The sequence below is a fragment of the Bacillus sp. EU55 genome (genome assembly GCF_038005925.1).
Classification (GTDB): domain Bacteria; phylum Bacillota; class Bacilli; order Bacillales; family Bacillaceae; genus Bacillus; species Bacillus velezensis.
In genome coordinates, this window is record NZ_JBBOUE010000001.1 from 3,615,420 (window position 1) to 3,636,020 (window position 20,601).

Consider the following 20,601-nt stretch of genomic DNA (forward strand, 5'->3'; position numbering starts at 1 on the left):
GGTATGATCGCCAACTACATCACCGTCGCTTTTACGGTCCGGCCGCTAAGTTTTACGTCGTTCTCTTCTTCGATCAGGTCGATTGTCTTTTTGGGTATGAGAGACTCATCGTCAGCTCGAAGCGTTTCCTTATACGTAAACGACCCGACGCCGGTGAGTGAGTAAGACGCGATTCCATGCTTTTTCAGGCGGTTCGTATCGTTATAAGCAATCGCAAGCACGTTCGTAAACTCGTAAACTGCGTCATCCGGGATGACGTACTTACGAAACTTTCGAGCCAAGACGTCCTCGGCTACGTTTAGTACACGCTGCTGCTTTGCGTCGTCATAGTCGTTCCAATCCTCGTTATCGATTGTCATTCGGTTAATATATTCGTTTGCAGCTTCTACGCTTAAAGCCATACGCACAGCCCCCTTATTTTCCGGAGGACTTACGTGCAGGCTTTTTCGGCGCCTTAGCCTCCGGGGTGATGTCTGCATATCCGAAATTATTTACGAGATCGTCTCGTACTTCTTTCGAGTCGATTTCAGCAACGCCGGAAGAAAAAGAAACACCCGCAGTAACGCCGTTATAATGCTCATTTGGGGCCTGGATTTTATATTTCATTATCTTCCTCCTTAAAAGAATAGGGCGGACTATACCGCCCCGTTAGTCACTGCGATTAGATTTTACGCTGTACACCTTTAAGACGAGCAGCAGATGAAGAGTTCTGAACAACTAATCCGGCGTAAAACTCGATACGTGTACGGTAAGCTGGTTTTTGTTGCAGCTCGCCTAGATCGTATACTTGAACGCCACCGTTAGTAATGCCCGCAACGCCGTCAGCTTCGTCAACACGGAGCGCGTAGATAGAACCAGTGTCCGTAGAAGTTCCTTGCGTTTCATTAAAACCGAGAATTTCAGCGTTGTTTGTATCTTTGCCGATAGTACGGATAGGAACGCCGCCATACATTAATACAGGGCGACCAAACGCGTCGTAGCCTTCGGTTTCAAAATATCCGTTTTCGGCTTGGATAAGTGCTTTTAAATTTCTTCGCATTTCCTTAGACATCAACAAAACATTAGGGCCGCCATCGACCGCGTCTAGCAACTCATCAAGCATTGAAAGCGTTAAAGTATTACCGTTCTCGCCGGCGTCCACAACCGATGTGGTAAGTTTTTTCAGTCCGTCAAATCCGTTAGGGTTAGCTCCTACATCTCCGTCAATGAAGTTCTTTTCGAAAAAACGCGCAAATGCTTTTACTTTAAGAGATGTTTGTACCATTCGTTGGTCATTGATATTGCTTCTTGTTTGAGCAATAAATTTATCAACATCTACGTCTCCACCAAGAATCGCTAAACGAGCGACTTGGTTGTTCACTGTTCCTGAGCTTTCTTTGTAAGCTTCATTTACTCCACGGAAATCGATACCGGGCAGCGCACCTTCACGGTTATAAGAGAACGCATTACCTTCCATTTCAATAAACGGTAAGACCTCCAATGCTGCTGAGTTCTGCGCGTACTCTGTAATAACACCCTTCTTCAGTGCGTCTTGGGTTAGTTTTGCTGATTCCACTAATGAGATTGCCATTTAAATAAACACTCCTTTGGTTTTCATGTAGGTTACTGGTTTTTCGCGTATCCTCTTCTGATCATCTCGCGCGGCGATAAGTTTGATAGATGCTCACTTGTATCTGGTTGCGGGTTACTTGGTTTTCCTAGCGGCGTCTTAGCTTTAGAGGCAAATAGCCCTTTTTCTTCAGCTTTTACAACCCAATCTAGCCGCTGCTCGATAGGTCCGTCGCTAGGGATAAGATCACGAAACTCTTCCGGGATGCCTGTAATTTTGGAATCAAATATCTTGGTAAGTGTTCCTTCCAGGACGTCCCTTCGCGCCTCGACTTCGGCATATTTTTCTAAAGTCGAGCTGTCCGCCTTTGTCTTGTCTTCTAGCGCAGTTACTTGGGCTTTTAAATCCTCGTAATCTGCATACTTCTTCTTCTCCCGATCAACTCGTTCTGCTACAATTCTGTTAAGCTCTTCCTGAGTGAACGTCTTTTCCACCAGTGGTGCTTCCTCTGAGCTTGTGTCCGCTTTAGGTTCAGCGAGATCGCTCGACGCCTCTTCGGATGAATCCGAGAAAAACTGAAGATTCTTCATTTGAAGAAAATCTAATTTGCTCATACAGTCCCTCCACCGCTTAAAGCCCGTCGGCTATTGAGTGATGCAGCCGTTTCTTTTAACGTCATAACGTTCGGACAAAATAAAAAAGCGCTACACAGCGCTTGATGGGTTTCTTACTGTAGAAATTACGTGCTTACAACGCGGGTGAAATATCTCCCCAGTCGCTTTGAGTTCGTCATATGTCGGATAATTGCCGGGAGCATCGTCAGTCAGCTTAATGATTTGTCCCTCGTGGAGACGGCATAGATCCTTCGCTCCGTGCGACGAAATTTGCGCATAATATGCGCCACGACTTACCGCCTCATTCGTATGAGCTTCCCGGTAGGTTTCCATCATCTTTGTACGGACGACCATGTCCGCATACACTTCCGGCTTCCATCGATTTCCCCTCGCGTCGATAATGCCGGTATTCACCGAAGCCCGAAGAGACTTGCGCACCAGATCCGTTATGCTCCGCCGTCCGTTCGTCCCTTTGGTCATATTAAGCCGCATCGAATCCGAAACGGCTTTCCTCACGGCGGCCCGCGTCTTCCTATCGACGTTTTGCGTAATTGCTAATAAATCCGACTGCGTATCCGCTACAGCAGCCGCAACCATGTACTCGTTTACCTCGTTAAAAGCAACGACCTTTTCCGCGTCCGCCACCGTCTTTGCTACGTCCAGAGCGACCAGTGCCCGCGCAATACCATCGGTGGCCGCCTTCGGAACATTCTTTTTGATCCATGCGGAAGATTTTTCGTCTAAATCGCTGAGGATCTCGCTAATAGATTTCAAGGTCGCCAACGCGTTAGCCCTTCGAAAATTATCGAGGTCAATTCGTTCAAGCTCCGCCAAAATGTCTCGTACTGCTTCCTGATAATATCCGGCAAGCCGATTCGTCTGATAATCGTATTGAGGCTCAGGAGAACGAGGCATTAACTATCGTCCTCCTCTGCGATTTCCTCTTTATCCTCGTCCGAAGGGGTCTTTTCTGGTTCTTCCTTGTTGAAAATCGATCCGTCAACAAAGCCGCTCGTCGTTTTTTCGTCTTCCTCAATGCGGCGAATAATTTCGTCAGCTTTTTCGTCGTCCACATCGTCCTGCTGCTTAATGGCTCCGCGAACGTCAATCGTAGGCTTGCCGCCTGTACGGATTTGCATAATTTCAGCGAGCTCTTTTTCATTCTTCGGAAGGCCGTCGCTCCAAATAGCCTTTGGATAGACTGCCTCTTCCACGTTTAAATCGCCTATTTTTTTATCCAACAACATACACGTCCACAATGCATCTCTTATTGCCTTATCATAGTGCGTCCGAACACGCTTTACCTTCGAAAGAATCGGCATGAAGCGAGCTTTGATCGCCGCGCCGTCTGTGTGAGACGTGCCTGTGCCGCCTGAATTATCTCCGGAAATCGTCGTGCCGAATAACCACTGCGGTGTCTCGGCCATTTGAAAGACGTTACTGAAGAGGACGTCAAGCTCTTTGAACGCTGCGTCAAGCTGCGCCTGCCAAACCATATAGCCCGGAGTCGGATCGTCTTTATTTACCGGAATGTACTTGCCGCCAAACTGAACCGAATCTCCGGGCCCTTCTAAATCCGGGCCGTACGCGGTCGGGTCGCTGTGTTTCCATAGGATGTAATCGATCTGCACCAGACGGTCATTAATTGCCGAGAGAACAGTTTCGAGCTTCTCTATAACACCGATACCGAAAAGCGAATCATCGACACTTTTATAAGGTGCGTGAAAAACAGGAATGTGCGTCAAGCCTGTTTCTTCGTAGACTGTTCCACCCTCGTTCGGAATCAGCTCACCTATACGGAACACTTGGATAGGCGTACCTGTAGAATTGTCATACCCATTTTCGTAGAGACGGAATTTAGAGTATAAAATATATCCCGGGATATGCCTTTCAACAAGCAAGTATGGGATCTCTGTAGTCTCGGTTTCTACCCACTGGACTTGTGCTATATTTAGTGCTTTTAATGATTTTACGTTGCTATCAGATACTTCAGGGAAAACACAACTAGCATTAACGTGTTCAATGATTGGTTCCATCTCTACACCTTCCGGCGCGTCCCCATCGATTAAGCCAAGCTTCTTAACTTCCGAAAAGTCTTGCCTATAGCCATATCGAACTTTGAACCAAGCGTCGCCTCTATATCCGCTAGAAATAGCACTCTCATGAATTAATTGATTAATGTCGTTTTCTTCAACGTATTTGTTGAGCGCTCTTTGTTCTTTACTTGTATCCGGTTTGCCCGTCTCAAAACGAACAGGTTCCCCTACCAGCAAGTCGGCAGGTTTTGTGACGAGAATATCTGCTAAATTAATTGCAATATAGAGCTTCTCAAGTTGGTCTGCTTGTGGAGATGTTTTAAGAATTTGTGTTGCCCTTTCGTAGACATCCCTTTGTCGCCCTTCAAAGAACTTCTTTGCTCGTTTGTATTTCGCTAGCCTTTCAATTGAATCAGCAGGCGGAAACTGCGCACCTTCACGGATAATTCCATACGTTTTGATATGGAGACCTTCGTCGGGGGCATGGTCACGATGTTTAAACCATCCTAAAACACCCATTTACGCTATTCCTCCTCTCCGATAATGTCAGGCAGTTCTTCGATTTCCTTCTCGATATCTTCGTTGCTTCGGGCGCCTCCGTCTGCTTCAGCGGTCGTTATCTGACGATCGGTCAGCAAGCCGTGGCGACGCATGAACAAGTCGATAGCTTTAACTGAAGGCTGCGGTCCTTTTATCAGCTTTAGGAGCTGCCCGTATACTTCGGACCGGTGCCCGGAAAGCATGTCGTCCGCTAATAGGTTCATGTATTCGATGAATATCGGGTTTTGAAACCGCCATCGATAGAGCGTCATACGACTTACACCGATTTCTTCGGCCAACGCGTCCTGACTTCGTTTGTTCCCGTCTTCGGGCGTGACTTCATTACTCGCAACGACTTGCGCTGCCTTGCGTTGCTGAAGCGTTAGTTTTGCTTCGAGCTCTTTCATCCGCGACATTTTATCGCCTCCTTTCTTATAGCCATCCCGGCTTCTTCACTAGCCTTGTTTTCGGCCTGAATACGGATTCGAGCGCCTGCTGAAGCGCGTCGAGTGAATCAACGTAATCGCCGAAAGGATACTGCGCCATCTGATCGAGAAGCATCGTGTGCCTATCGTTCAGAATCAACGTTTTGTTATGCAGCATCGGCTCCATCGACTGAATACGCTCGTCTTTCGAAGATTTATGCGATTTCACATCGTTCACGCGGCACGTATAAAGACCTTCCTGCCGGACCCGCTCCTGAAGCTGACGATAGTATTCGTGTTGCGCGTTTATTGTTTCGACGTTGAAGGAACGATGTCGGTATTGTTTGATCTTCCGAATAATGACGTCAATGTATACGTGCGCCGGTTCCTTCGACGCGTATTCATCGAGTACGAAAATGTATCCGGTCGGCTCGTGTTTGCCGAGCGTAATAACCGAGTTATAGCAAGACCGCGCATTCTTACCCTGCGCGATATCCCACGCGCCAACAATTAGAAGATCACTGACCGGTATTTTCAATTCGTTGTACACGACGTATGCTGTTCCGTTCTCGTGGTAGTAGTGATAGTAAGCGTAGTTATCCGGGAAGAAAAACTGCTCGTCTTCACTGAAAGCAAGGTTTCGGAACTCCGAGTTATATGCACGCGTTCCCATGTTTACTTTCTCGTGCATGAGCTCGCGATAGGTCCAGCGCCAAGGCCACGCCAGTTCGACGCCGTCCTCCAACGCCTCTTTATGCGCTTCGTAGAATTCGTCAGCCTCTTCGATCGTTTCTGCTCTCGCATAGACCTCGCAGTATTTGTCCCACAATTCCGGATGCGTCGGCTCACTTATGATCGCTCCGTGAAAGCTCGCCTTGAAATCCTTACGCTTCAGAACGTGGTTAAGTAGCCCGGTCGCTGAAACCATCGTCCCGACTAACACGATCGCGGTCGCCTTGGACCCGATCGGAACAACGACCGAGTTAAACCAATGAACGAGCTTTTCCCGCGCTTCCTTGGTTCCTTCGTTGTTTGTCGATGACGGGTCGTCAATTATTACGAGGTCCGGCCGGACAGCTCCGTGCCGTTTACCGCGAAGCTGCTTACCGGAGGATGACGACTCAATAAGGATATTCGTCGTTGTAATGAACGCCTCTTCGTTATCCTTTTCGTTGCGGCTCGCCGACTCGTGCATCATAGGCCCGAAGTCTTCCCGTAGCTTTGCGTTAAATTTCATTTGCTTGTTAACCCATCCGATGAGCTTTTTCGAGAGAGAATCCGTCTCTGATATCACGAGAATATATTTACGCTTTCTATAAGCCGCTTGATGTAACGGTAAAGCGTTCGAAAACATACCGGATTTTGAGTGGCCCCGCGCAGCCGCGATTGCGAGACGCGCGTTCCTTTTTTCTTCGTTGACGTAATCGCAAAGCTCAAAAAACTCTTCGTGGATCTTCGCGATGTCTTCAATGCCGTCGTGAGGCGTCCCGTCATCCGAATTCCTTACGACATTATCCTCGTTTTCCGGGTTTAGGCCGTCGCTCAAATACTCGTAGGTAAAATATGCGATATCCACCTCGGCACGATGAACACGCTTCAGCTTAATTAATTCGGCCTTGTTCTTCCGGAACATATCGATATGATAATCGGTGGCTTTTTTCGCTTTAATGAGGGCCGCTAATCGGCGCACACTCTCGATCAATAAGTCGATACGTTCCTGCCGCTCTTCACGATCCAACCATTTTCCGTTAATATACGCCAAATTATCGCCCTCCTTTCGCTTGACTTTCGTTTTTAATTTCGTTAATATGAATTTAACATATTGAGAACGGAGTGAAATTCGAATGAACGAAGTCCAACCGATTAGAGAAAAACGCCAAATAAACGCAATAAAAAAAGCCCTTCGCGGGCGAGATCTGCTTTTATTTACGATCGGCATTAATTCCGGCCTACGCATTTCCGATATACTTGCGCTCAAAGTCGGTGATGTGCGCGGAAAGGACTTCGTTGCGATTACGGAAGGGAAAACGAAGAAGTCAAAACGTTTCTTCTTCAATGCCGCTATCAAGAAAGCCGTTGCCGACCTGATTCCGGTCGGAGCAAACGATGACGACTGGCTTTTCCCTTCTCGGAAAGGTTCGAACGCAATTACTCGCGTGCGTGCCTACGGCATCCTTAACGAAGCTGTTGAGCGCGCCGGCCTCTCAGAGAAGCTCGGCACAATCGGCTGCCACTCGTTGCGTAAGACTTTCGGCTACCACGCGTACAAGAACGGCACAGATATTACGCTACTTCAATCGATTTTCAACCATTCGAAGCAGTCGGTCACGTTGCGGTATATCGGAATCAATCAGGACCGGATCGACGAAGTATACGCGAATGTTAATCTATAAGACGACGGGCGCCCCAACGTTTGAGCCGCAGCCAACGTAGGTGTGCTCGTCTTTTTTCGTATAAGCCGGATGCATCTCCGACTTCTTCCTGTCGCTTCCGTATTTCTGCTCCATACCGCAACAGACACATCGACTTGCAATCGCAAACTTCGAAATGGCGCGAACAATTGGACAGGGCACAGTGGGATTCCATTTGCTTATTCGTCATAGGCGACCGCCTCCGTGTTTCGCTTGCTCCTCGCGCAATTCAGCCAGCGCCTGTGTCGCCGCCTTTGCTTCGCGCTGAAGCGCTTTGAGACCGGTTATAGCTTCTGATACCTCTACGGCTACTTTTACGCTAACGTCGCCTGTTGCGTAAATATTTCCGGTTTGAGATTCTAGGCTGAATTTTGGAGCTTGATATCCGTCTAATAAGGAGTAGCCTGTTTTGTTTGTAGCTACCCCAGCCATTACTGAATTTCTTGTTGATTCGCGTTTGTCCGCCATTCACATCGTCTCCTTTTCGTTTAGTTGATTTCGCTGATCAATTCGTATCTGATCGCGTCAACGGCTTCCGCAATCTCGTTACGTACTACATGTCCGGATGCCTGCAACGCAATCAAACGATCTAAATATGCGAGCAATTCCTCTGTCTTCGTCATCTTCATCGTCTCCTTTTTTCGTTTCTTATTCGCTCGCTTTACGCAAGCACGAAAAGACCGCCAAAATCGTTGGCAGCCTCGTCCTGTTTGCGGAACGTACAGTAAAAACGGTAGATCTACGTACAGGTCGCGACCCTATACGGTGAGACAGTGTTTGCAGCTCCGTTTTCCGCCGGAGTACGCAAGCACAAAAAGACCTCCGCCGTAGGGTGCGGAAACCTCGTTCTGATTGCGGTGATCTACAAAACCTTGACGCCTGCCAATTCCGCAAGCTTTTGGAAAGCTACGTTATTGACTAACGGACCTGCCTCGCATTCATATCCGCAATCTTTAAGCTGCTCGACGATTTCTTTTAACGTTTTAAATTCCGCCATTCGATTCGTTCACCCTTTCGTAAGTTTTCTCGAAAATGTCCGATCTACACATGTAATATTCGTCTTCAATACCGCGAATGATATAATCGCCAACTTGCACAACGACTTCGCTACTCGGCGTCTTAATTTTGAGCTTATCGGATGTCGGATACACTAAGCACCGTTCTTTGTACGCCTCATCTCCGATAAATTTCCGTAGATTGTCTAGCGAGTCCTGCGTAATCCCGCCCCATTTTAGCGCTTCTACTTCAACCGGCTTTTTACGATATTTCGCCACCCTTTCGTCCTCCCTTCGAAATTACACGAAATTATCGTTTCTAACGCTTACCCTACCGAATACCCTCCGAATTGATTAAAACGGCTGTGGCGTGCTTATTTCGTTGGATAATCGTATGCTATTTCGTCTACATCGCAATCCTCGCAATAAAAGTGCGCAGCCATGTCGAAGTTTCCGAAAGCTACAACGTTCTTTGATCCGCAACACTTACATATGATTTCGAAATTTTCCAGCGGTAGCACCTCCGTTTATTTGACGCCCCGAGTTCGAAAAATTGTGCGCAAGTTCCGGACAGCAGTCGCACCGGTATTTTTGGGGGCGGTTGGGGGCCCGGCGTTTCCGCAATTCTTCGTTTGGGTCATCGTATATCAAATACACAATTATGAATAACGAATTTAACAGAAGTAAATTGAGTTACATTCGAATCAATAGACAAACGTTGATATGATAACGTTCGTCATCGTTTACTCATCGCAATTAATCGTATGTTCTTTATGCATTCGAGAACCCGCGCCACGCCTGCACCCTGCCGCATGCCATGTGCCGCATGGTATGTATAGGATCGTGCATATTGCGTTGGCCATTCGGTTTGACCCCGTGAGTTTCGGAAGGGCTCATCCTCCGGCAGTGGCTCGTTGCTGTTCGCCTCATCGCGCATCGCAACCGGACGCCTCTCCGCCGCCTTCCTTCCTATATAACTATACGTATGCCTATACGGTGTTACATATAGCGTACGTGTGCCGGCTATATCCCGCCTGCCTATCGCTAGGTTATACGGTATGTTACGTCCTTCTATTACGTATAGACAGCTAAAGCCATATAATGTGCATGCTCCTTCTCATAACGTAAGACAGCATATCGGGATTTTGTGTGCATATCATTCTCATAAAACATAGATAACTGAGGGACTGGAATGTGCATAAAAAGAATAGCGCCCACTACGTCGCTTACGCTCCTTCATGGACGCGGATATTAATTATTTAGTACCTTAATCGCGATAGAAGTAATATTAAATGAATATCCCCGCCGGAGAGAGTGAAACGAACGGCAGGCGGGAGGTGTTTATTCCCTTTAAGACAGGGTTTAATATAGATAAGAGGAGATTTACACTTAAAAACATGACAAACCCATACGCATCAACGCCTCAACCCACTTTCATACCACGTCATATTTGATACGCAACTTGCCGACTACACGCCATATTTGATACGCAACTCACTCCGGACGGTCTAATTCACGGAAATGGCCTCGGACCGTGTTCGTGTATTCGGTCTCTTTTTCCGCCCGAAACATAACGTCAGGGTTTACAACGATCGCTGAATTTCTCGCCCGCATCTTCATTACGAGGTTTGCCCGCATAAGCGCGCTCATATGCCGTTTGACGGTCGGTAAGCTTTCGCAAATCACTTCCGATAGTCTCTCCTGCGTCATGTGCTCAATCGTTTCGCCTTTAGACGTTGGATTCTCGCATAAGTAGTATTCGGTTTGGTGAAAATACGGCAGCATCTTGTATAAGAGGCCGCATTCTGGAAGCGTCAGATCACGAATACGACGCTTTGTCTCCTGCTGATACAGTTTCGTATAGGTTGCGCCGGCAATCGTCTTCCCGATGCTGTGAAAGCTCTCTGAAACGTAATACTGCGTCCCAGCGCCGTGCCCTTTACGGATAATCGCGCCAGTTTTTGTCAATGCGGCCAGCGTGCGGCTTGTTTGGCGCTTCTTCTTTCCGATTATCTCCGCAATCATATCGAGGTTCATCGGTTCACCCTTATGGAAGAGTAAGCCACGTTTCTGAAACTTTAGGTACGGAAGCAACTTTATAAGCGCACCGAGCTCCGAAAGAGATAGCGCTGCGGTGAGGGCCTTTACAGGCTCATCGTAACAATTAACATAATACTTCGAAGAACGGTCCTCATTTTGGCGTTTAATATAGCTATACCGACGGCGACTTTCGATCTGTTCGGTTGTTATAAACCGGCCGGTTCTTCCGTGCTTATCCATGTAGAATGGCCCGTTGATACGGTGCAGCTCCGCGTCAGGCGCTTCCGTCTTAATCTCTGCGAATTTACGCTGCCAGTCCTTCAATTCCGGTTTCGTCAAGTAATTTCCTCCTGTAGTTTAGTTTGTTGTCGCAAATTGCGACGAGCAAGCCGGCAGGCCCGCGTTTATTCAAGGGACCCGCCGTTCAACTCTTCAATTGTAACAATATTCTGTAAAGATTGGATAATAATCGGTTTTACATCGTAGTCGGCGCCGAGGTGCTCTGACATGATAGCGCAGGCAAGCATAGATTTCGCAAGCTGTTTATTGGGTGCCGTAACCGTTTCTTCTCGTTCGCCCGACACCGTCCCATATCCGGTAAATTCGGGCATCGGAAACGCGTGGATATCATAAGGATCTGAAAGCTTAAATAACGGCTTTATCATCGGTTTATAGACGATTTTGTAAGTTTTCATATTACGCTTCCCCCTTAATTGCATTCATTAGTTCATTTAACGGCATGTCTCTTTCGTAATAATCAGCAAGCTTCCCATCCAAGCGATCGTGTGATGCTACGCTTATACCAGCGAGGTATAACGCCAGTGCCTCGATCTCCTGAACGTCGAACAGCAGCTCGATATGGCTCCCTTCACTTTTGACGAACAGGTTTTTAATTGCTTCAAGAACCGCTACTAGGTAGTTATCGAAATCAACCGGAGTATCCCAGTCGCTCAATTCGTATACAATATCGACAATTTCCTCTAACGTCTTGACTCCGGATAAGAACTCATCTATATCGGCCGCAATGCCCTCGTGCCACACAACAAGTCCGGATAGTACAACCCCCTCGACTTCCCTTAACTCTGCCGCTATGCTTACGCAGTTTTCTTCGGACTTCGCGTTCAGCTTACGGACAGACTCAAAGAATTCGCGTAAAAGCAACTTCCTCTCGCTGACTTTATTTTGCTCGCGGTCGGTCAGCTCGATCGCTTCTTCCACGTCCGGGACGTTTTCCCAATCGCCATTAACTGCGGCTTCCAGTGCGTTAATCATAACTTCGAAGCTAACATTATCGCATTCTGTTTCGTACAAAAGATCGTAAATAATCTCGGGAGCTCCATCTGCTCCAAACAGCGCATCGTCCAACAAAAATGTGCGGCCTTCTGCAAGATCAATAGTAGCGTTACGTCCGAACACCTTTTCAAAATCATGCTCTTTTTTGTAGTCATTGCGACGACCGTCCAAGATAACTGTAATAAGATTGCGCTCAATTTCCGTAAATTTTTTCATTATAAATTCCCCCATTTATTTTTTATTGTTAATCTTTTGTACATCATCCTGATTTGTAGGATGTTAACTTGCGCAGTATCCCTCGCCGCGAGCCGCCCAATATGCATATACACTCGCTATTTTTCCGACGGCCGCCGTTATGTGCTTAGAAACGACACTTCTGTCAATGCCGAGATATTCAGCGGCCATCTGTTGCGTAAGATCGTCGAAATAGATAAGCTCTAATGCCCTACGCTGAAGCGCTGTAAGGCCTGCCGCATCTATAGCATCCTTTAAATCCAGAAGTATGTCTGACGCGGCTGTATCGCCTACAAATCGCCGAGAATCAATGGCGTTATAGTCACGCAATAGATTGCGTACGCCTTCCGCATTATTTAATTGATATGTCGCCTCATATCGGCGATGGTAGTCCGGCCTGTTGGTCGCTGATCCCATTGCGTTCCCTCCATTTTTGTGGTAGTTTTCAATTGGGTATTTCTGCGTTCTTATCTTATTTCGATATAATGATCACCACCTTAAAGCCACGAAGAACTCTGTTTAATTTACAAGTTCTCGCAAACTGTCATATTTTTCTTTGTATTCGAGAAGACTCTCTGTAATCTCTATCCGTTCAATAATTCGGTGTTGCGTACGCCTTGATACCGAGCGTTCCTTCCTTTCAATTGCACTGACTGTCTTTTTGCTAATCCCTAATAACTCCGCAAACTGTTCTTGTGTCATGTTCTTGTGTCGTCGAAGTAGTTCAAATAATTCGCTAGTGATTTCCATAAGCAGGCTCCCTTCTGCGCTTAATTAGCTGTTTCTGGCCGAAAGTCTACATCCAGTGTAAATTGGCCCCTCTACTTTATAACGGGCAGGCGGCCTTCATTTGTGCGACAACCTAATTTTTTACAATTTTCTTCTGAGCCTTGCCACGATTGAGGTTTAGGGACAAAAAAATTTTTAAAACCAACCGATAATATGCACTATTTTTGAAAATCGCGCATTTATTTTCGAAAATCCAAAGATGTTTTCCAGATCAACTAGAGCACCCGGCAGCCTCCTCAAGAGATAATACCCGTGACTCTTTTTTAGACTGCACAATTCAACGTGAATTTGTTCCCTCGCTATTAACTGCGTATCAACTTTCAGCTTGGCACAACTTTTTATCGGATTTTCTTCCGTCATTTATAACTGCGAAAGCACTTCGGAAATTGGACAAAAAATAAACCGGCGTTTAACCGGCTTTTACTGCGGAGCCTTCGTCAATCAACTTTTCCGGAACATCGTGAACGGTTCCCGACTGTCCCTCGATCCTATAACTCTTTTTTACGGGATGCTGTTCGAGTATCGTACCCATCATTATTTCTGATGAGAACCACGTCAGGCCGCCCACCTTAACGCCCCAATAACGCACAGTTTCGCCTACTCTATACATGGCTTTCTCCTCCCGTGAAAAACATCCGCATGAACTGCGCGACACTCATATCTGCTATTTCGCGGCCGTCGAGCTTCTTTAGGGCCGCCGTAGCCTTAGCGAACTCAAATGAGAACGATTCCGGGTGAGCATCGTCGTATAAGTGGTATCCGTCATTCTTACGCGTTAGGCCGCCCGTGTCGTAAAACGCAAACCTGCCGCCGCCCCACGCATCAAAGTCGCACAATGCTATCGTATCCGCTGAGATTAAATAGGCGTCGTGGGTTTCTTCATATGGAAAATCCGCCGATCCGTGTCGGACCAAATGCACCTTCTGCGCTTGGAACTCGCTCATGCCGGTTGCGCCTCCTTTCTGTACTTACCGGCCAAGAACAACATAAGCTCGACTGCGGACATGGCTGCGATCTCCTCTAAGCTCGGAACAGATCCGCTTTCCGGCACCGTATACGCTACGTCTTCGTGAACTTCAGAGAACCACCCGATTTCCGGTCCGTTTAAGCCTTCATACAGTGAGTAGAGGCAGACTAGTTGCTCGTTTTCCTCAGCATTTGTCATGGTGATTACGTGACCATTCCCGATATTAACTGCGTCAATCTCTTCTTCAAAACGCTTTCCGTCCTCGACCAACCAAAGATGATTTACTTTTACTTTCTCCATTTCGTTTCCCCCTCGAATTTTAGTTCCGTCCGCAATCTTAGATATAAGGTACAAGAGCACGCTCTAAATCAGTCCGTTCTTTTCTGAATGCTGATCTATCTTCGTGCAGTCGCTTATTATCTGCGCAAAGGTCCGCTAAACGGCTGTTTAACGCCGCAGCCTCTTCGGTACCTGCGTCAATTAATTCGAAGCGCACTTTAGCGATTTCGTAACTATTTTCATGGAAAGCGAGTTCAGATTCGCACCATTTACGGTGGGTTTCGTCTCTTCTCGCAATCAAAGTCTCTTTAGTCGACTCCATAAGCGATTGTCGTACCTCTTCCGATAAGTTGTGCGGTGACTGTAGCGCGTAATCAAGGGGGAAAACGTCCAAGATGGTGCCATTCTCAGCGATAACAAGGCGCACTCTTTCTTTGTAATTATCGTAAACGGCTTGGCTGCCGCTTGTAGAGTCGAGCGCCCAAACGAACGCGGCGCCTTGTGCGTATTTAATTAAGGCGTTCGGTGCCTGCGCATTTGTAAGACTGAGACGAGCTACCGCGTTTTTTACTGCTGATCGAGAAACGTTATATTTATTCATTATCGAACCCTCCGAAGTTGTTGTTTTGAGCGTCGGAATCTGTTTTCCAAACCGCCCATACCATGCAGCCTAAGATAAACACTACGATTACTGCGGATATTGGAAATATCCATGTGAAATCGACTGGCATATCATTGACCTCCATTCAATTTCCCGAAGGTGTTCGCATACTGTTCGCCTTGTAAAATCCGGTGACAACGGATAAAATACAAAATAAGTAACAAAACCTTCGGGTTCTTTTGGTTGCTTAAAAAGCTGTTATGTGCAAGTAACAGCGATTGACAAATACGATTACTCCGCCAAGAGTGTAAATGTCGTGTTTGTTGTATCTTCTAACTGAGATTTACGGGTCGCCCGCGCCAACGGGTCGGCCTTTTTGTTATGCGTTCGCCAAAACGCGTTTGCCTTTAAGAAAAATATACCACTACTCCACAAAAGAATTTGAATTTTAAGCCATTTCATATTTTTTAAATTTCCCTGAATTTTAGGATTAGCCCGCCGACAAGCGCCAGCGGGCAAAAGCATTAGGCTCCGGGATTAAGCTCAGCTACTTTAAACTCGTCTTTTGCACTGTTTGTTACAGGTTGTTCTTTTTGGCTAAGATACCCGGCTGATACCAACACGATCCCAGTGATTAAAACAGCTAATAACTTCTTTTTCAAAACTAATCTCCACCTTATCAATTAATTTTATCGACTTTAAAGCCTCAACTTGCTCACCGTCGACACCAAATCGAGCAAGATCATCGGCAATTAAATAAGCAAATAAAAAATTCTTTTTACTGAAGAAATAGCTTATACCTTCATAGATCGATGACAGACTATTTTTTGATATAAAACCAAAGTATTTTATGAAATCAGCCTCATCTCGTAATGTCATATTCATTAAGAAGCGCTTCATCTCAGGAATAGACATCCCTTCTCGAACATCGAAATACAATTTAGCTAGTTCAAAGTTTGTTTTAGTTTCAGCGATAAGATCAGTTCTTTCGATTTTGCTCATCGCCTGATAACTGCGTTCAAGATACCTCAAACATAAAGATTTATTGCTCAGTAAGTAAGACATCCCAAGCCCGTAATACCCATCCGATAGCGCTTTGTAGCTTATATTGGAGTGAATTAAAATTTCCGCGTAACGTCGCGCTGCTTCAAAATTAGAGAAGTGAAGATGTACCGGCATCATAACCTCAGATAATCTGTAAGTATAGCATTGCTTAAAAAAAGATCTTCTGCCATTTCCTAGTTTTTGAATTTCTTTCTCGATCTTCTTAGCTCTCGTTAATATCCCAAGGAAGTCCTTTTTGTAGTAAAGCATGTAGCAGTTATAGATATTCACTATGATCGACAAGCTTTTGTCCTTCGACGTTCGGACACTTTTAAGCTCATTATATAGATCGAGAAACGGAATCTTTCCCCTCATAAAACTGTAGATTAATCCATACACACTGCGATACAAATCTAGGTATTCATCGTTTTTCGTTTTACACAACAACTCTCCGAGAAGATCCACGTCCCTCTTAACCGCCGCATACTCGAAAGCATGTTTAAGTGATTCGGTCGTGAAGAGCACCTGACACCATTTCCTCATGACATCGTGATACTCAGATCCTTTGCAAACTTGCGCTATCTTAAGCATTGAAATGAATCCGATGGTATCAGACTCTTTCAAATCAGACAGAGTAGTTCCTGATATCCCAACCATTTCTGCTACTTTTGTCGGTTTTAGATCGCTATCTTCAATCAAATTGAAAATTTCGTCCGATAAACTTTTCAAACCCTTCCCCTTCTTCCTCCAAATTATTGTGCATCCAGAAACGAATAGAAAAACAGACGGCAATAGTTTATAATTTCCTTCGTAAAGCCCGATAAAAGCTTTGCGGAGGTGTTTAATCGGTGAAGTACAGACCGGGACGGTGTCTACTTCGCGACTTGTTAGTCGAATGTGGCTTTACACAAACGATGCTTGCGGACAAAAGTGGTTACGATAAGAGTCATATCTCTAAGTACGTACAGGGTAAACAAGAAATGACTCTCGGAACTGCTCGAACGTTTGCGCAGATCTTAAACTGCACCATAGATGATCTGTACGAATGGATTCCGCAAGAATAGACAGTCGCTGGCGGGATTAAGCATCACCCGTCAACCGAGAAGTGGCTTATGTAAGCCACCTGAATTTTCACCCGTACAAGTGTTCTCTTGTTGTTCACTATATTACCTGACTATTGAGAATTTTTCCGTCGAAATATGTCGAAAGTCACAAAGTTTTTAGAGGTAATTGTTGACAAACGAGTCTAAACTACTTGAAAAGCCTGCCGATGGCTTTTCCGGCCGCCCTCCGGACAATTCTTTGACCGATTTTCCCGCGTTTGACTGCGTTGACATCACCGAGAATTCGCGCAATTAGGTAAAGTGTACTACGGATATTCATGAAACCACTGCCTTTTTCTTCGCTTTCCTTTCGGCAACCGTGAGCATGAATTCAAGAACCGACATACTCGCGAGCTTTTGGATCGGGACATCGGAGAGCCAACCATCATCGTATATATCGTGTAAGACGTGGTCATTGTCTCCGATCTCCCACGCACCGGGATCGCCAGCCATTTCATAAAGCATGATACCGCAACCATCTTCGTAGCCAATCGCTAAATTACCGCCTAAGTGAACGAGCTGTTTGTCCTTCCGCAAGTCTTTTCCTTCTCCTGCGAAATTATATATAACGTACTCAGCCGGAATAAGGCTGTTTTTATTGATAACGTTTGTCATAACGGATCATCCTTTCGTTTAGTGACGTCCGACGACTTCGCTGCCGCCGAACGCCGTTTTGTTATTCATCGGGACAGCAATTTCCACACGATCAACCCGCAATATACGACCGCTGTGCCAATTCCGATGAAGTCTAAAACAGAAAGTGCTGTAAAATTCATGCTTGCGATCCAGAAGCAAAGGGCAACAATTAGAAACAATTCGATTGTATTAATCTTTTTCATATGTGGTATAATTGATTGAACAGCCGGGGCTTTCGCCCCGTCTTGGTTACTTGCGACGTTTCTTCTTGGAGGGAGAGCGTCGCTTTTTGCTTTTCGTCTCTTTCCGCATCTTGCGAAGCTCTAGCGTGAGTTTCAGTATCGTTAGCCAAGATGCGGCGATAACGGAAAGCTTTGTGATTAGTTCAATCAATCTTCCGTCCTCCTTTCTGTTTTTGAAGGACTGTTGTTCCGTCCTTCTAATACTATAATACACTTTTGTGTAGTTTAAGTCAACACATTTATGTATTTTTCCTACACTTTTTTGTATTATTCCTATGCATATATGTTATAATAAGTGCATAAACATAGCAAGCATTTTCGGAGGTATTAGAATGACGAAGAAATCATTAACCTTAAAACCAAACTATAAACCGCTAGAGATGACTTTATTAAAGAGAGACATAACAAAGAAACAACTAAAGGATGATCTACGCATCTCGCCGACAATCATGGCGAAGTTCTCAGCCGGCGAATTTGTTTCATTGACTACAATCGCTTATATTTGCGAATACTTAGATTGTCCTATTGAAGAGGTCGTCCAGTTCGAACGCCAAGACTGACCTGCCCTCCACACAACGCCTTTCTACGCTGATATAATTGACGTAGGGAGGTGTTTTTAATGGCAAACTTAAAATGTGCGGCTTGTGGATTCGAAGAAGGTGAGCAAAGATTTACCCCCATTCAGATAGGTAATTCTTCAGTTTCCCTTAAGGAAAGCCAAGGATTAAACTCAGCATCATTCAAACTTACTCCGGTTACATTGGTTGTGTGTCCGGAGTGCGAAACAGTCCGCACTCGATGAATTACTGACGCTGAACAATCAGCGTCTTTTTTATGCTTCCAAGTCATCGAATCGATCTGAAAGCAAACGGTCAAGCATCCGGTCTAGTACGCCGTTATAATAGCCGGCCAAGTTGCGGATAGGCTTCCGTTTAGTCGCTATAAACGTTTGACGAACGGCTTCCAGTCCGATTTCTTGAAGCGCACCGGCAGCATACACGCCTTTTAAATACGACGTATGCGCAAGGTATATGCCGTACAACTTGCTCGTTAATTTCCGATCGCTGATAAACGTATTGACCGCAGACTTAAACGCAGCATACGTATTACGTAGTAACTTTAATTTGCTTTGAGAAATAACAGCTTCGTTCCCCCGTTTCGGCGCTTCCGGCTTTGTCTCCGTTGGCTTTTCGGCTTCTTGGCGGGGTAACACGGACGGGGTAACATCGGCCGCCGGCAGGATAACGTACATATTTGCGCCGTTGCCGCCGGATACTGGCCGGTATTTAATTTCTTTGCGGATAATGCCGAGATCGACTAAACGTTTAATGGCCCGAATCACAGTAACGCGGTGCCGGCCGATTAATTCCGCGATAGATGCGAGCTTCAGGTACGCCACGCCCGGCGTTTTGACGGCATGACGAGACAACACCTTTAGAACCTCGATTGCGGCAGGCGTTAGATCGGATTTATTGCGGTATATGTGCGTACGGATGGCGCCGTTAAGCTCATCCACTGAACGGAATGACGCCATTTTAGAGGCTTCTTTCGTATACATTCGGCTCTCTCCTCGATAAGAGACGCCGGTCCGTCGGAAAAACGGGCGCACTTAAATAAGCGTTGACACGTACGCTTTTTTCCGATAAGATAGACGTAGGTTAGGGCGTCTTATCTATCGGATTTATTTCCGCTGGATGGCGTTCTTTTTTTTGTTTTTATATCTTTAACGTGTCGTTTCGACTTGCTTTTCTGTATTGCTCGATTACGATATCGTCTACATAATCGAGATATATTTCTGTAGAAGCGAGGTCAGCGTGCCCCATTATTTTTTGTAGGGAACGTATGTCACCGCCGTTCCGTAGATAGTTAATCGCAAAGGAATGTCGTAAGCTGTGAAGGCTCGGTCGGCATTCTTTTTTTAAATCCGCCATTTCCCCGTACTTCGCAGCCCTCTTCCGCAAATGATCTTTCGCAATCTTATCTCCGTACTGATTAACGAAAACATGCGTAAAAGTACCGAAATAATCCGTCATTTCCGTTAGTAATTGCCGCAACTCTTCCGCGACTTGTTCAGTCATCGGTACCATTCTGTTTTTACGGTTCTTGTTGACGGCGCCCGGAAGCACAATAACGAGGTTGTCAAAGTCGATATCTTCCGGCTTGAGTCCTTCAAGCTCATTCGAGCGAAGCCCGCACTTCAGCGCAATAAGGAACGCTACATAATCGCGAAAGCCCGGAAATGTATCTTTATCGATCATTTTAAAGAAACGCCGTACTTGACTATCCGTGAGCATTTTTATCGTCTTTTCATCGACGCGAAGCTTTGTTACTCTTTTCGCTGGATTCTCGTTTAGAAGGCCGCGCTTAGTCATTCGGCTAAGGATCGATTTAATACCGCCTAAACGAATGTTTATCGTTACAGGCGAAAGAGCTCGTATGTTTAGCATCGTTGTAATATAAGAACGCAGATGATCTTCCGTGATGTCCGTCACGTTATCAGACGGCATGATTCCGACTACCTCCGTGAATTCGGCCCAATACTTCCGATAATCATTGATCGTTCTATCGCGATAGTTCTCCGTTACATATAATTCGCAAACGATTTCCAACGCTTCATGAACGGTCTTCACCGCTTTGAAGCTCTTCATTATTCCGTCAGTCTCGCGCCGATTCCGGACGCCTTGCCTCCGTTTTAAAACCGCCATAACAAAAAAACCTCCCGGATTTATTTATCCGCGAGGTTACGTTTGCTGAATCGGACTATTTCGTTTTAGGAGAAGCGAGCCGACCGATTAAAGCCGGG

The 20,601-nt window shown here is 45.9% G+C and carries 30 protein-coding genes; 3 read left to right on the forward strand and 27 right to left on the reverse strand.

Going from position 1 to position 20,601, the window contains the following annotated elements:
- Positions 1–14 precede the first annotated feature (14 nt).
- From NYE50_RS18460 to terL, 8 genes are all read right to left on the reverse strand, one after another.
- On the reverse strand, positions 15–401 hold the full coding sequence (locus tag NYE50_RS18460) for a hypothetical protein (protein ID WP_129091900.1): 387 nt from the start codon (positions 399–401) through the stop codon (positions 15–17).
- Between the two features lie 13 nt (positions 402–414).
- Complete coding sequence (locus NYE50_RS18465) at positions 415–606, reverse strand: hypothetical protein (protein WP_069449007.1); 192 nt, start codon at positions 604–606, stop codon at positions 415–417.
- Positions 607–661: 55 nt separating this feature from the next.
- Complete coding sequence (locus NYE50_RS18470) at positions 662–1,570, reverse strand: major capsid protein (protein WP_069449008.1); 909 nt, start codon at positions 1,568–1,570, stop codon at positions 662–664.
- Positions 1,571–1,602: 32 nt separating this feature from the next.
- Positions 1,603–2,163, reverse strand: coding sequence for a ribonucleoside-triphosphate reductase (locus NYE50_RS18475; RefSeq protein WP_069449009.1), 561 nt, complete (start codon positions 2,161–2,163; stop codon positions 1,603–1,605).
- Positions 2,164–2,253: 90 nt separating this feature from the next.
- The gene (locus NYE50_RS18480; protein WP_129091901.1) at positions 2,254–3,078 is read right to left on the reverse strand and encodes a phage minor capsid protein; all 825 of its coding nucleotides are present in this window, start codon (positions 3,076–3,078) and stop codon (positions 2,254–2,256) included.
- The gene (locus tag NYE50_RS18485) at positions 3,078–4,718 is read right to left on the reverse strand and encodes a phage portal protein (RefSeq protein ID WP_069449011.1); all 1,641 of its coding nucleotides are present in this window, start codon (positions 4,716–4,718) and stop codon (positions 3,078–3,080) included. The genes NYE50_RS18480 and NYE50_RS18485 overlap by 1 nt, the downstream gene beginning before the upstream one ends.
- A gap of 5 nt (positions 4,719–4,723) precedes the next feature.
- The gene (locus NYE50_RS18490) at positions 4,724–5,155 is read right to left on the reverse strand and encodes a phBC6A51 family helix-turn-helix protein (RefSeq protein WP_069449012.1); all 432 of its coding nucleotides are present in this window, start codon (positions 5,153–5,155) and stop codon (positions 4,724–4,726) included.
- A gap of 16 nt (positions 5,156–5,171) precedes the next feature.
- Positions 5,172–6,926, reverse strand: coding sequence for a phage terminase large subunit (gene terL, locus NYE50_RS18495; RefSeq protein ID WP_033575279.1), 1,755 nt, complete (start codon positions 6,924–6,926; stop codon positions 5,172–5,174).
- An 82-nt stretch (positions 6,927–7,008) separates the two neighbouring features.
- On the opposite strand from terL, the gene NYE50_RS18500 reads away from it, so the two are divergent.
- The gene (locus tag NYE50_RS18500) at positions 7,009–7,557 is read left to right on the forward strand and encodes a site-specific integrase (protein ID WP_146282643.1); all 549 of its coding nucleotides are present in this window, start codon (positions 7,009–7,011) and stop codon (positions 7,555–7,557) included.
- Positions 7,558–7,761: 204 nt separating this feature from the next.
- Here NYE50_RS18500 and NYE50_RS18505 read toward each other — a convergent pair whose 3' ends face one another.
- The 15 genes from NYE50_RS18505 to NYE50_RS18575 all read right to left on the reverse strand — a co-directional run bounded on the left by NYE50_RS18505 (position 7,762) and on the right by NYE50_RS18575 (position 16,546).
- Positions 7,762–8,043 (reverse strand): hypothetical protein, encoded by a 282-nt coding sequence (locus tag NYE50_RS18505; protein ID WP_233662626.1) that lies wholly within the window; start codon positions 8,041–8,043, stop codon positions 7,762–7,764.
- A gap of 20 nt (positions 8,044–8,063) precedes the next feature.
- Positions 8,064–8,198 carry a hypothetical protein gene (locus NYE50_RS18510; protein ID WP_267914708.1) on the reverse strand — a complete coding sequence of 45 codons (135 nt, stop codon included), beginning with the start codon at positions 8,196–8,198 and terminating at the stop codon, positions 8,064–8,066.
- Between the two features lie 239 nt (positions 8,199–8,437).
- Positions 8,438–8,572, reverse strand: a complete 135-nt coding sequence (locus NYE50_RS18515) for a hypothetical protein (protein ID WP_265737295.1) — start codon at positions 8,570–8,572, stop codon at positions 8,438–8,440.
- Positions 8,559–8,849 carry a hypothetical protein gene (locus NYE50_RS18520; protein WP_146282645.1) on the reverse strand — a complete coding sequence of 97 codons (291 nt, stop codon included), beginning with the start codon at positions 8,847–8,849 and terminating at the stop codon, positions 8,559–8,561. Before NYE50_RS18520 ends, NYE50_RS18515 begins: the two co-directional genes overlap by 14 nt.
- 1,215 nt (positions 8,850–10,064) lie before the next feature.
- Complete coding sequence (locus tag NYE50_RS18525; RefSeq protein ID WP_069449017.1) at positions 10,065–10,949, reverse strand: replication/maintenance protein RepL; 885 nt, start codon at positions 10,947–10,949, stop codon at positions 10,065–10,067.
- Between the two features lie 65 nt (positions 10,950–11,014).
- On the reverse strand, positions 11,015–11,305 hold the full coding sequence (locus tag NYE50_RS18530; protein ID WP_069449018.1) for a hypothetical protein: 291 nt from the start codon (positions 11,303–11,305) through the stop codon (positions 11,015–11,017).
- A gap of 1 nt (position 11,306) precedes the next feature.
- Positions 11,307–12,119 (reverse strand): hypothetical protein, encoded by an 813-nt coding sequence (locus NYE50_RS18535; protein ID WP_069449019.1) that lies wholly within the window; start codon positions 12,117–12,119, stop codon positions 11,307–11,309.
- A 63-nt stretch (positions 12,120–12,182) separates the two neighbouring features.
- Positions 12,183–12,554 (reverse strand): sigma factor-like helix-turn-helix DNA-binding protein, encoded by a 372-nt coding sequence (locus NYE50_RS18540; protein WP_129091905.1) that lies wholly within the window; start codon positions 12,552–12,554, stop codon positions 12,183–12,185.
- Between the two features lie 102 nt (positions 12,555–12,656).
- A complete protein-coding gene (locus NYE50_RS18545) occupies positions 12,657–12,887 on the reverse strand; it encodes a helix-turn-helix transcriptional regulator (protein ID WP_076984065.1) in 231 nt (76 codons plus the stop codon).
- A 448-nt stretch (positions 12,888–13,335) separates the two neighbouring features.
- The gene (locus NYE50_RS18550; RefSeq protein ID WP_069449021.1) at positions 13,336–13,536 is read right to left on the reverse strand and encodes a hypothetical protein; all 201 of its coding nucleotides are present in this window, start codon (positions 13,534–13,536) and stop codon (positions 13,336–13,338) included.
- Positions 13,529–13,846 carry a hypothetical protein gene (locus NYE50_RS18555; RefSeq protein WP_224960667.1) on the reverse strand — a complete coding sequence of 106 codons (318 nt, stop codon included), beginning with the start codon at positions 13,844–13,846 and terminating at the stop codon, positions 13,529–13,531. The genes NYE50_RS18550 and NYE50_RS18555 overlap by 8 nt, the downstream gene beginning before the upstream one ends.
- 20 nt (positions 13,847–13,866) lie before the next feature.
- Positions 13,867–14,193, reverse strand: a complete 327-nt coding sequence (locus NYE50_RS18560) for a hypothetical protein (RefSeq protein ID WP_069449023.1) — start codon at positions 14,191–14,193, stop codon at positions 13,867–13,869.
- Between the two features lie 37 nt (positions 14,194–14,230).
- Positions 14,231–14,773: a hypothetical protein gene (locus NYE50_RS18565; protein WP_069449024.1), complete on the reverse strand. Its 543-nt coding sequence runs from the start codon at positions 14,771–14,773 to the stop codon at positions 14,231–14,233.
- Positions 14,766–14,903, reverse strand: coding sequence for a hypothetical protein (locus NYE50_RS18570; RefSeq protein WP_169061475.1), 138 nt, complete (start codon positions 14,901–14,903; stop codon positions 14,766–14,768). The genes NYE50_RS18565 and NYE50_RS18570 overlap by 8 nt, the downstream gene beginning before the upstream one ends.
- A gap of 467 nt (positions 14,904–15,370) precedes the next feature.
- Entirely contained in the window at positions 15,371–16,546 is a 1,176-nt protein-coding gene (locus NYE50_RS18575) for an AimR family lysis-lysogeny pheromone receptor (RefSeq protein WP_014470967.1), read from the reverse strand.
- A gap of 119 nt (positions 16,547–16,665) precedes the next feature.
- Between NYE50_RS18575 and NYE50_RS18580 the strand changes: the two genes are divergently transcribed.
- Positions 16,666–16,881, forward strand: coding sequence for a helix-turn-helix domain-containing protein (locus tag NYE50_RS18580; RefSeq protein ID WP_014470968.1), 216 nt, complete (start codon positions 16,666–16,668; stop codon positions 16,879–16,881).
- A 315-nt stretch (positions 16,882–17,196) separates the two neighbouring features.
- On the opposite strand, the gene NYE50_RS18585 is transcribed toward NYE50_RS18580, so the two are convergent.
- Positions 17,197–17,535, reverse strand: a complete 339-nt coding sequence (locus tag NYE50_RS18585) for a hypothetical protein (protein ID WP_069449026.1) — start codon at positions 17,533–17,535, stop codon at positions 17,197–17,199.
- 270 nt (positions 17,536–17,805) lie between these two features.
- Positions 17,806–17,949: a hypothetical protein gene (locus NYE50_RS18590; RefSeq protein WP_169061474.1), complete on the reverse strand. Its 144-nt coding sequence runs from the start codon at positions 17,947–17,949 to the stop codon at positions 17,806–17,808.
- A 181-nt stretch (positions 17,950–18,130) separates the two neighbouring features.
- Here NYE50_RS18590 and NYE50_RS18595 point away from each other — a divergent pair, with 181 nt between their 5' ends.
- The gene (locus NYE50_RS18595) at positions 18,131–18,358 is read left to right on the forward strand and encodes a helix-turn-helix domain-containing protein (protein WP_069449027.1); all 228 of its coding nucleotides are present in this window, start codon (positions 18,131–18,133) and stop codon (positions 18,356–18,358) included.
- Positions 18,359–18,630: 272 nt separating this feature from the next.
- Here NYE50_RS18595 and NYE50_RS18600 read toward each other — a convergent pair whose 3' ends face one another.
- Together NYE50_RS18600 and NYE50_RS18605 are read right to left on the reverse strand one after the other, a co-directional pair.
- Positions 18,631–19,356 (reverse strand): helix-turn-helix domain-containing protein, encoded by a 726-nt coding sequence (locus tag NYE50_RS18600; RefSeq protein WP_069449028.1) that lies wholly within the window; start codon positions 19,354–19,356, stop codon positions 18,631–18,633.
- A gap of 157 nt (positions 19,357–19,513) precedes the next feature.
- A complete protein-coding gene (locus NYE50_RS18605; RefSeq protein ID WP_069449029.1) occupies positions 19,514–20,503 on the reverse strand; it encodes a tyrosine-type recombinase/integrase in 990 nt (329 codons plus the stop codon).
- Positions 20,504–20,601 lie beyond the last annotated feature (98 nt).

What these genes read in the sequence shown, in the direction of transcription:
- NYE50_RS18460 (WP_129091900.1), bottom strand. Translation starts at nt 401, where the DNA reads ATGGCTTTAAGCGTAGAAGCTGCAAACGAATATATTAACCGAATGACA.
- NYE50_RS18605 (WP_069449029.1), bottom strand. Translation starts at nt 20,503, where the DNA reads ATGGCGGTTTTAAAACGGAGGCAAGGCGTCCGGAATCGGCGCGAGACT.
- NYE50_RS18485 (WP_069449011.1), bottom strand. Translation starts at nt 4,718, where the DNA reads ATGGGTGTTTTAGGATGGTTTAAACATCGTGACCATGCCCCCGACGAA.
- NYE50_RS18550 (WP_069449021.1), bottom strand. Translation starts at nt 13,536, where the DNA reads ATGTATAGAGTAGGCGAAACTGTGCGTTATTGGGGCGTTAAGGTGGGC.
- NYE50_RS18600 (WP_069449028.1), bottom strand. Translation starts at nt 19,356, where the DNA reads ATGTATACGAAAGAAGCCTCTAAAATGGCGTCATTCCGTTCAGTGGAT.
- NYE50_RS18500 (WP_146282643.1), top strand. Translation starts at nt 7,009, where the DNA reads ATGAACGAAGTCCAACCGATTAGAGAAAAACGCCAAATAAACGCAATA.
- NYE50_RS18490 (WP_069449012.1), bottom strand. Translation starts at nt 5,155, where the DNA reads ATGTCGCGGATGAAAGAGCTCGAAGCAAAACTAACGCTTCAGCAACGC.
- NYE50_RS18540 (WP_129091905.1), bottom strand. Translation starts at nt 12,554, where the DNA reads ATGGGATCAGCGACCAACAGGCCGGACTACCATCGCCGATATGAGGCG.
- NYE50_RS18565 (WP_069449024.1), bottom strand. Translation starts at nt 14,773, where the DNA reads ATGAATAAATATAACGTTTCTCGATCAGCAGTAAAAAACGCGGTAGCT.
- NYE50_RS18570 (WP_169061475.1), bottom strand. Translation starts at nt 14,903, where the DNA reads ATGCCAGTCGATTTCACATGGATATTTCCAATATCCGCAGTAATCGTA.
- NYE50_RS18470 (WP_069449008.1), bottom strand. Translation starts at nt 1,570, where the DNA reads ATGGCAATCTCATTAGTGGAATCAGCAAAACTAACCCAAGACGCACTG.
- NYE50_RS18535 (WP_069449019.1), bottom strand. Translation starts at nt 12,119, where the DNA reads ATGAAAAAATTTACGGAAATTGAGCGCAATCTTATTACAGTTATCTTG.
- NYE50_RS18595 (WP_069449027.1), top strand. Translation starts at nt 18,131, where the DNA reads ATGACGAAGAAATCATTAACCTTAAAACCAAACTATAAACCGCTAGAG.
- NYE50_RS18515 (WP_265737295.1), bottom strand. Translation starts at nt 8,572, where the DNA reads ATGGCGGAATTTAAAACGTTAAAAGAAATCGTCGAGCAGCTTAAAGAT.
- NYE50_RS18475 (WP_069449009.1), bottom strand. Translation starts at nt 2,163, where the DNA reads ATGAGCAAATTAGATTTTCTTCAAATGAAGAATCTTCAGTTTTTCTCG.
- NYE50_RS18510 (WP_267914708.1), bottom strand. Translation starts at nt 8,198, where the DNA reads ATGACGAAGACAGAGGAATTGCTCGCATATTTAGATCGTTTGATTGCG.
- NYE50_RS18585 (WP_069449026.1), bottom strand. Translation starts at nt 17,535, where the DNA reads ATGACAAACGTTATCAATAAAAACAGCCTTATTCCGGCTGAGTACGTT.
- NYE50_RS18480 (WP_129091901.1), bottom strand. Translation starts at nt 3,078, where the DNA reads ATGCCTCGTTCTCCTGAGCCTCAATACGATTATCAGACGAATCGGCTT.
- NYE50_RS18560 (WP_069449023.1), bottom strand. Translation starts at nt 14,193, where the DNA reads ATGGAGAAAGTAAAAGTAAATCATCTTTGGTTGGTCGAGGACGGAAAG.
- NYE50_RS18465 (WP_069449007.1), bottom strand. Translation starts at nt 606, where the DNA reads ATGAAATATAAAATCCAGGCCCCAAATGAGCATTATAACGGCGTTACT.
- NYE50_RS18545 (WP_076984065.1), bottom strand. Translation starts at nt 12,887, where the DNA reads ATGGAAATCACTAGCGAATTATTTGAACTACTTCGACGACACAAGAAC.
- NYE50_RS18505 (WP_233662626.1), bottom strand. Translation starts at nt 8,043, where the DNA reads ATGGCGGACAAACGCGAATCAACAAGAAATTCAGTAATGGCTGGGGTA.
- NYE50_RS18530 (WP_069449018.1), bottom strand. Translation starts at nt 11,305, where the DNA reads ATGAAAACTTACAAAATCGTCTATAAACCGATGATAAAGCCGTTATTT.